Here is a 9246-nt window from a genome sequence, read left to right as displayed (position 1 = left end):
CTACTCAACGGTTCCTTAATCCGCCTTTCCGCTCAGATCTTCTTTTCACTTTTTACTATAAAAACACCCCTTTAGATAAACAGATCCAAAGGGGCAAAACATCGCAACTTTATTAAAAACGTCGCGTCTTTTTTATAAACAGTTAATCTTTATTTCAAATCAATAGTTGAAGTTTGATAGGAAAGAATAATGTTTGTTATACTAAATGTGCAAAAATATATGCAAAATCACAAATAAAATAAGGGCAGCCATATCAGGCTGCCCTTATTTTATTTTTAATCTTATAATCTGCTATTTAGTTTGAGCTAATTATAAACCTAGTACACTAACAATCTGGCATGCTTTGGAATTTGCAATATGATAGTACATCTCTAACCCTCTTCTTTCCGAGCGTAGAATCTTGCCACGCATCTTAGATAAATGCTGAGATACAGTTGATTGCGGTACTTTTAATAGATCTGTTAACTCTGTTACATTACAAACTTTGCGACGTTCTAGTTCTTTCACGATCTGTAATCTAACTGGATGGGCCATAATCTTTAATAATTCTACATCCGCCTCTGGGATTTTGTACATGTCATTACTTACTTGCATTGTTGTCATTTTAATTTCTCCTTTTATAATTTCTTTTTATTTTAATTATCCATTCATAAATATTTTGTGTTTACTTGAGTACATTATTCATAGACATTATGTTGTTTGTTCTCTTGTCTCCCTATCAGATTTAATATATAGAAGTATTATGATGGCTAAAAACCCAACAAAAGATAGCATAGGAATCGAGATGAAACCAAACAAATTTAAATGATATTCTGTACAAGAAACACCTACTGAACATATCTTCAGTTCACTTGTTGGAAAAGCCTGAATCGTAATTTGATAGACAGCTATAATTAATCCAATACATGCAAATGGAAATGCATACACACTTACATTAGGATCTTTTCTATACATTCCTATTCCCAATATTAACACTAATGGATACATGGCCATCCTTTGATACCAGCACAAATCACATGGAGGCAGCTTCATCCACTCACTAAAAATCAAACTTATGAGCATTGCACTAGTAGCTATCGTCCAAGCAATTGCAATGTGATACTTTTGAATGATCGACATCTTATTTTCGCCTCACCTGTTTTTTAATGCAAAACATTTGCTAATATATGACTAGTTTAGTTCTATGTTACGAGTACCCTATTTCAATAGACTGTATCCAATTGTTGATATCTTCCCAGTCATCCCTCTTTTCTTTTTAATACGGTTAAGAAAACTATGAAACCTTACTGTATTAATTCAACAGATGTCCCGTTTTTTTGCTTTGAAAATACAAGAAAACGCTCATCATTATAATATTAATTACACCAGCTGCAGCACCAATTTTTAAGATAACATACACATATTCATTACTACTAAATGGCAATAAACTCGCGAAAATAAATATTATTGAAATAATAAAGGATAAGATCATATTTCTTTTGTTCTCATTCATTCATGAAACCTCCATTTTTGTATGAGTATTTGGATTACAACTGATTCAGTATACATCGAGCACTAAGACACATCATGAAGTTTTTATAAAGCTGTTTTTGTTCCTCTACAACATCTTATATACTCCACACGCCAACCTTTGATACTTTTGCTTCTTTTTCGCTTTCTATCATTTATGGCAGCAGCGTAATGTTAGTTTTTTAAATATAAGATACAATGCCATATCCTGATTTGACCTTCAATTCGTCTATATGTATTACTTTATAAATACATATACTAATTTTCTGTCATACTTGTCCGCTTGTACTCCACGATCTATTACCTTTTAGTTGATTCTTCTATAGTTAAGATGCTTCCTTTCACATCTCTTCAGTTTAAATTTTTGAGATACAGATTCAAGTCTATCTAATAAAAGTAATTTAACGGTCTGCTTTTTCCTGTTTATGTTCACGTCTGTATCTCTGAATTTACCATTTATTACCTTTAACTGTTTCTAAGTTTTTTAATTTAACCCTTATAGGCTTCTGGAATATCAACAATATGTTGCCCTTCTATACTCTGTTGTATGCCCTTTTGCATGGTTTGGGTAGGTCTCGAGTCATTTGTTGTTTGCGTCTTACTGCTACATGCAGTCATTTAAAAAACGAATGATGCAATGCAAATAAACTTAATCCAAGATTTCATTAAGTATTCGTTTCGCTCTACCTAATAAACAAATGGAATATAAATTGAGTTGACCGCTCGATAATTACAACTACAAGCCTGAATCCAATTCGGGTAATCGTTAAAAACAAGTTTAAATGAGGGATTTTCAAATTCCGGATATTCCAATACTGTGCCTCTCTCATTCTTTTTTTGCTTTTACAATCTTTTTTAAGGTATATTTACCGGTGTAATTTCATTAGTACACAACATATATCTCCCCTTTTGTTTCCGAGGTTTTAAAACAAATAAAAAGGACACACCTATGGCATATGTATGCGTAGGTGTGTCCTTTTGCAAGATAGTTTTAGAAGTATTTTGTTACTTTCATCATATCATAATTCTTATTAATTTTATATATTAAATTAATGATTTTATAATATTGAATTCATATATAAAATAGTATGTTTGGAAACTTATTTAATTCCTACCTTGTGCTTTACATGAGACACGTTCAATTAATTGAGTAAGGTATACCGAGTGTATTTTTGTAAATAATAAGGTTGTTAAACGTTAAGTTAAGGAGGAGTTGTATGCAAGATCATAAAAAAGCTATAAAAAGTCCTGGTTCTGTTATGAAAGCAGATTTTGCTGAAACTGATGCACAAAAAGTGAAACAAGAAATTCAAAATGATGTAAGAGCCGGACAAGGAGCAATGACTTCTCGAGAGGCAGGGGCAATGCGCGATTAATAAAACACTCCTTATTGGTTTTTTCTTCTCTAGAACTTTAACCAGTAAGGAGTTATCCCAAAACTATTTTAGCTTTTTACGTTTATCATTTAGAAACATAATACGTTTCTGTTGTAGGTCATATATTAATTTCAAATCAAATTTCTCTCCATTAAATCTCTTTTTTCAAACTAAGATTATTTTCTTTCAGATAATTTATTGCATCTTTGTTCACCGCCCGTAAATCTATACCTTGTTTTTCTGCTGCAAATGAGCATCCACAATAACATTGACGAAAAACATCATATTCATTACATATTTCAATAGAACGTTGATATCCATTACTTTTTTTAAAATCACTCGGTAAATAACGTGAATCATAATTTTGTTGCACACCAACTCCAAGTTCATTTATTAATTGACTATTTTTATTTTTAGAAAGAGTAATTGCACTACCAAAGTAATCAAATCCTCTTTCTTGTGCTACCTCAGCTGAACGATCCAATCTCATATCAAAGCAGGCTGCACAACGAAGTCCACCTTCTGGCTCTTCTGCCAAACCTTCTTTTTTTACCATTTTAAAAAATACATTCGAACGATAGTCATCTTCAATAAATCCTACTGTGTGCCCTGTACGGTCATTGAACTTTTCTACAAAAACCTTTTGTTCATTCGAGCGGCGCATATATTCACTTTTCGGATGGATATTCGAGTTTGAGAAGAAGATTGTAACATCTGCATATTCTACAAGAAATTCCAATGAAGCAGTACTACAAGGAGCACAACATGAATGAAGTAAAACTTTTGGTCTTTCGTTCCTTCCCCCCCAATCTTTAATCATTTTTCTTAATACTTTGTCATAATTTATTTTCTGATTTTTCATTTTCTTTAAATACGTTTCAACATCTAACACTTCTTTCACAACTAAACCTCCCGTTTATTTTTATTTATTTTATCACCGACATCCATAAATAGTTATATAGTGATTTTTTATTTATTGATCGTAAAACGGTTCTTATGGCCTTTTGGTGACGGCCAAAATAATATACGTATTCTATTACCTCTATTACTAAAATAAATCCTTAATCCTTCTTTTTCATCACAAAATCTTTTGAGTTTCCTTTTAACTGGTAATACTTCATGTTAAGACGAATAACTACTACGATAATTACCAAAAATCCAATTATATATACCATGTTCCTATCTCCATTTCTTACTGTTTAGCAAACTTATTATGTAAATACTTCACATGTTTATTCTTAATATCCTTATCGGTAATATTTGCTCGCAAAATAGTTTGGTATATATGCTCGACCTCGTCCTTTGTTAGTTTCACATCAATATAGGATTCGACACATTTTTTTAGATCGTTATAATATAGGACATGTTTATGTTTAGAATGAACATTTACTCTTTTTAGACTGCATTTTGAATGAAACGCTGCAATAGAAATACATGGCAGCTGTTGATCCATCACCCATTCAATTGCTTTCATGTGTTTATAGTTTTGTCGAAATGGATTTTGAAAAGAGTGTTTCTTTCTAAAAATACCTTGTGTCCATCTTGCCGCCTTCTCACTTCCATAGATCCAGCCCTCATAGTTCTTCGTCTCTATAACAAATATACCTGTTTCTGCGATTACAATATGGTCAATTTGAGTTGTATCACCATACTCTGTACGAACCGTCACATCATGTAACACCCGATACCTTTCGTGATCTAATTTGCTTAATATACGTTTTACCATCTTTTCTCCGGCTTTCCATTTCCATTTTGGTGCATGTTTTTTTACCATAATATTTATCGGTATCAGAAGCACAATTAGAATTAATTCAAATATTAATACTTTCATAATATAAGCCTCCTTTTCACACTCTTGTATTTCTACGCATTAAACGATATACATGAGTTTCTAATCCTAAAATATAATATGAGATACATAAACCTTTTATCACCATCTCTATGAATCCTAATGCTAATGAAACAATGAGTCCGCCCTGAAATTGAAACGGTCTTGTCACCCTCCGATTCACTGGCTTTTCAATTACTCCAAAATTAGCCCAGGTTGGCAAACGCTTTTCTACATTTTTTATAGTGCCCATTAATCCGTATTTCAATGACAAAATGAAACATCCAATTAGTAAATATACAATAGAAGAAAAATAGATAGATAGGCCCATAGCAATAATTGTGAGCAGCCAACCTATCAAGATAGAATTTCGTAAAGCGGCATATTCTTGATTTCTTTTCAAAACAAGCAATCCTTTCAAAATAAATTAAGTCATTTTTAAACAGGTGAAATACTTTTCTAAGTAAAATATTATTTTAGTTTCTATCTTCCTCGTCTGTTTTGTAGGCATACCAGCTCTACTACAAGGAGTGTTCATTCTACAAATGGAAATCCTTTACAACAAAAAAACGATTAAAAATCGAACGAATTATCCCCTATATCAGAGGAGATATTTGCAGAATACGAAAGGAAAAATCAGATGGGTAGATAAAAGGTACTGAATGAACATTCAGTACCTTTTGCATCTATATATATTTCTTTACATATTCGCAAATAACCATGGAGCCAGTACGGCTAACATACATAGTAAACAAGATCCCGTTATAACGCGATTAGACCAACGATAATACTCAGGTTGTTTTGTACTCTCATGAATTCTTCGTAAACGAATTCCTGCAATTAACATAAAGGGTGTAAAAATAAGTGCTGTTGATTTAAACAGGTCTAAAAAATCCGTAAAAATGTTCATAAACGAAAATACATCCGAACTAAATAAGAAATATACACTTAATCTCATCGCCATCATACTAACGAACGAGAAAATCATACTCCCTGTTGCCCATTTCATCCATTGACCATTCTTTGTAATTAACGCCATAACCATGACAATAACACCTAATATGAAAGAGATAGAAAAGATATTTACCCCTACTTTAAAAGCTGGTGCATACATACCCTCAACTTTTTGTATAATTGATGATCCAAATGAATCGTCTTTCTCTGTCGTTTTTGTTCGATTGTTTAATCCTTCTTTAAAAGATGAAGAAACATCATTTCCTTTCAATTCATTAAAATCCACTTTTACAGATGCATGAGCTGTATGTAAAGGTATGAGTACTAAGATCATAAAAACAAATGTACATAAAACTCCAATCATCCTCTTTTCTCGCTTCACAACACATCACCCGCTAATTTTGGCTTAATGCTCTTTAATTTGATTTCATTTCCTTCTGCAACATAACGGAGATCTGCGGAATAATAGATATTGGCTTTTGTATATGCCCCCATAATCGCATTTGCAATTTCTTCTTTTTCTACGGCTACATATATTTCATTTTCATTATAAAACTCTATTTCAATTCGATTAATATAATTATTTAATACTGTTATATGTAACTCCTTTAAGCTATTCAAACGATTTCCTAAACCACACACTAGCTTAAATACCTTACTCGCAAGTGTAGGTGGCTTAACATACGTCGTATTAAAATGAATAGTTTCATCATCTATAACACCATCTTCCTCAACTGCGCACGTCATAATGAAAGAATGATTTTGCTTTTCAATTTCTTGCTGATTTAACTTGCGGTCAATTACATATTTCAGACTTGTTGAAAGATTTTCTATATATTCATCCAGTTCGGTATTTGAAATTTTAACCTCTGAGAATTCTGGGAAAATCATGTAAGCGTGCATATTAGAACTACTTTTACATACACGTAATACCTGTACCTGTTTCTTTTCATAGCGCACCGTTTGTTCCAATTTTTTTACTACATTGTTGCTTATATGATCTATTATCATATTTCATCAGCCTCCAGTAATTTTAATAAAATAATTTTTACAATCTCATGTATATAAAGCATTGCAATATTTTGCTGAGGTCTCGAAACTCATATTTTATGACTAATAATCACTTTAATCTTAAAACATCTTAATATTACAATGACGTACAACGTTTCATTATAGTCGAATATTCTTTTATGGTGAATCGTTCTGTTTCACTCATTTTTATAAAAATAAAATGATATTTTATCCTTATAAAAATGAGTGAGAACATACTATATTTCATGCTATTTATCTAAGAAAATTTAACTAAGAAAGGGATGTTGGATAATCCTGAGTTATCTATTATTTCATTCAACTAATGTATAGAAATTGGGTGGATTCATCTCAAATTTTACATACATTCATATATTTTCTAGTAATATTCCTCCTTCTGTATAAATCCGATAGCACTTCTTATTAGATATGTTTATAACTAATGTTAGTCCTTGTTCTCTTTCTGTCACTTTTTCAGTCCACTTTAACGCTTTTATCTCTTCTGCTTCTAATTTTCACTATTTAACAAAAAGAACAATTTTTATAATCGTACTTCAACTAGCCCTTTATGAATTTGTTTTTTTCCTTTTTCTTCTATGTATTGAAATTAAATAAAATTTTTCCGCTAAATCATTTTTATATGCACAATCATTCATTCTAAATCTCTAGTTGCAATAAAAAAGGAAGATCCAAGTATTCCTATCACTTAGTTCTTCCTTTTCCCCTGTATAAACTACCTTCACATGATTAAAATCGTAGTTCTTCAATCGTACTCTCCGCTAACTTATCTATATCAGTAAATAGATCATTCGGCACTTTAGATTACTCTTTGGATCAACTAATACTATTCAAACATTATCTCTTTTCATCTTGTTATGTTATGAATCATAAATAACCCCACCTGCAAACTTGAAAACAACATAAAAAGGCTTCTTCAAGTCGATTAAAAATGTGCATAGCAAAACAAGCTATATGTGCACTAATCGGCTCAAAGAAGCCCTTTCACAATTGAAACAAGAACAAAACTTGCTTCTACAACTCAACCACAACACATAAGGTGTGGGAATAAACAAAATTAAACGCAATAATAATATACCTATATATTATACAATTTAGATTTTCATATCAAGATTTTTTTAATATAAATGCACTCTACTCTTAAGAGCTACCTTAAAAATTCTTATACTACACCACTATATCAGAAATTTTCTAATTGAAGACACTCAATTTCTTAAATTACATGTAGGCTTATGCCTACCAAGATTCATCTCTCCGCTAAAATAGGTGTTTCACCCCTTCACATTTTAAAGAAGAAATCCTATGTTAAAAAAAGGATAAATAAAAACATGCTATTAATTACAATCTATAGCTAAGAATACAAAATCATATTGTAGGTAAGATTTAAAAATAAATTTAGGAGAAAATTATGCAAATTCGTTGTGGAACATTTAACTTATATCAATTTTCCAAACCACCCATGGCATGGTATAAGCCTGGTTCAGTTTATTCAAGCGAAGCATGGGAAAGTAAGAAGAAATGGATAAAAGACCAACTTTTAAATATGAACTGTGATGTTATAGGTTTTCAAGAAGTATTTAGTGTCGATGCTCTAAGAGAATTAATTAAAGAGGCTGGATTTACTTATTTCTCAACAGTTGAGATGCCAACTACAGATCCAGCAAACAATAAAGTATATACCTCTCCTGTAGTTGCAATTGGTTCAAAATACCCTATTACTTCTGTAGATCCAGTAATAGTCCCACCTTTCACTAGAGACGATCTCCCTATAACACATGATTTTAAATTTAGTCGAACACCAATCAAAGCAAAAATAAATATTCAAGATATTGGAGACATTATTTTTTATGTGGCTCACTTAAAATCTAAGCGTCCCGTAATTAAAGCTCCCGATTCTATACCTAACGAAGCGTGGGATAAAATCGTATTGGACACACTAAGAAGCAGATCCCAAGGACATATAGCCTCCTTATTACAGAGAGGTTTAGAAACAACAATTTTATATCATGACGTAACAAACGTATTACAAACGCATAACCGCATTCCAATTGTAATACTAGGTGACTTAAATGACGATGAACATTCAATTCCTTTAGAAGCGTTAACAAATAGAGAACGTGTGTATGAAATAAATGGGATACCCTATAATAATCTTACATTGCAAGCAAAACAAAGTATATATAGTTACACAATTTATGATGCTTTTGATATAGCCCCTAACCCTAGTGGACAAAAAAGGATACCAACACATTATTATAATAAACTTGTTGACACTCCCACGGCTAAAGCCGCAAGTCCTACACCTTACGGTGTAACGGGATGGGATTCTTGAATGACTAAGCATTCGCAGTCCATTTCTGTTTTGAACAGCCTTCAAGATGAGGGTGTGCCATCACCCCTCCTAAGACAGACCATATAGGCTCTTAGGCTGATTGACTATTACCGCCAACCACAGTTGCGTAGCGAATATTCATCGCCCCAACGATATCACGATGTTTCTCAAACCCACATTGGCACTTGTATTTTCTGTCT

11 protein-coding genes and 2 pseudogenes are annotated in these 9246 nt (G+C 32.0%); 3 read left to right on the top strand and 10 right to left on the bottom strand.

All coding sequences use genetic code 11. The features are described 5' to 3' along the window. Positions 1-309: 309 nt before the first annotated feature. From MR170_RS28790 to MR170_RS32825, 4 genes and pseudogenes are all read right to left on the bottom strand, one after another. Positions 310-603: an ArsR/SmtB family transcription factor gene (locus MR170_RS28790; RefSeq protein ID WP_043938837.1), complete on the bottom strand. Its 294-nt coding sequence runs from the start codon at positions 601-603 to the stop codon at positions 310-312. An 87-nt stretch (positions 604-690) separates the two neighbouring features. Then, positions 691-1119 (bottom strand): disulfide bond formation protein B, encoded by a 429-nt coding sequence (locus MR170_RS28785; protein ID WP_242310353.1) that lies wholly within the window; start codon positions 1117-1119, stop codon positions 691-693. A gap of 172 nt (positions 1120-1291) precedes the next feature. After that, positions 1292-1492, bottom strand: coding sequence for a hypothetical protein (locus MR170_RS28780; protein ID WP_242310351.1), 201 nt, complete (start codon positions 1490-1492; stop codon positions 1292-1294). A gap of 175 nt (positions 1493-1667) precedes the next feature. Then, a pseudogene (locus MR170_RS32825) lies at positions 1668-2127 on the bottom strand (thermonuclease family protein); the annotation flags it as partial. A 599-nt stretch (positions 2128-2726) separates the two neighbouring features. Here MR170_RS32825 and MR170_RS28775 point away from each other — a divergent pair. Then, entirely contained in the window at positions 2727-2885 is a 159-nt protein-coding gene (locus tag MR170_RS28775) for a hypothetical protein (RefSeq protein WP_001150989.1), read from the top strand. Between the two features lie 151 nt (positions 2886-3036). Here the strand turns inward: MR170_RS28775 and MR170_RS28770 are convergent, their stop codons facing one another. The 3 genes from MR170_RS28770 to MR170_RS28760 all read right to left on the bottom strand — a co-directional run bounded on the left by MR170_RS28770 (position 3037) and on the right by MR170_RS28760 (position 5116). Further along, positions 3037-3777, bottom strand: coding sequence for an epoxyqueuosine reductase QueH (locus MR170_RS28770; RefSeq protein ID WP_481746791.1), 741 nt, complete (start codon positions 3775-3777; stop codon positions 3037-3039). Positions 3778-4077: 300 nt separating this feature from the next. Then, positions 4078-4716: a nuclease-related domain-containing protein gene (locus MR170_RS28765; RefSeq protein ID WP_242310349.1), complete on the bottom strand. Its 639-nt coding sequence runs from the start codon at positions 4714-4716 to the stop codon at positions 4078-4080. A 16-nt stretch (positions 4717-4732) separates the two neighbouring features. Beyond that, entirely contained in the window at positions 4733-5116 is a 384-nt protein-coding gene (locus tag MR170_RS28760; RefSeq protein WP_242310347.1) for a hypothetical protein, read from the bottom strand. 64 nt (positions 5117-5180) lie between these two features. Here MR170_RS28760 and MR170_RS28755 point away from each other — a divergent pair. Next, positions 5181-5365, top strand: a pseudogene (locus tag MR170_RS28755) (hypothetical protein); the annotation flags it as partial. 48 nt (positions 5366-5413) lie between these two features. Here the strand turns inward: MR170_RS28755 and MR170_RS28750 are convergent. Further along, positions 5414-6049, bottom strand: coding sequence for a hypothetical protein (locus tag MR170_RS28750; protein WP_142287906.1), 636 nt, complete (start codon positions 6047-6049; stop codon positions 5414-5416). Then, positions 6046-6678 (bottom strand): hypothetical protein, encoded by a 633-nt coding sequence (locus MR170_RS28745; RefSeq protein ID WP_242310346.1) that lies wholly within the window; start codon positions 6676-6678, stop codon positions 6046-6048. Before MR170_RS28745 ends, MR170_RS28750 begins: the two co-directional genes overlap by 4 nt. Before the next feature lie 1444 nt (positions 6679-8122). Here MR170_RS28745 and MR170_RS28740 point away from each other — a divergent pair. Next, the gene (locus MR170_RS28740) at positions 8123-9046 is read left to right on the top strand and encodes an endonuclease/exonuclease/phosphatase family protein (RefSeq protein WP_242310344.1); all 924 of its coding nucleotides are present in this window, start codon (positions 8123-8125) and stop codon (positions 9044-9046) included. A gap of 91 nt (positions 9047-9137) precedes the next feature. Here MR170_RS28740 and MR170_RS28735 read toward each other — a convergent pair. Continuing rightward, a partial coding sequence (locus MR170_RS28735) for a transposase (protein ID WP_242306626.1) occupies positions 9138-9246 on the bottom strand: 109 nt, incomplete at its 5' end.

It is taken from the genome of Bacillus cereus group sp. BfR-BA-01524 (assembly GCF_022662595.1).
Taxonomy (GTDB): domain Bacteria; phylum Bacillota; class Bacilli; order Bacillales; family Bacillaceae_G; genus Bacillus_A; species Bacillus_A thuringiensis_S.
This window is presented reverse-complemented; position numbering and strand designations above follow the sequence as displayed.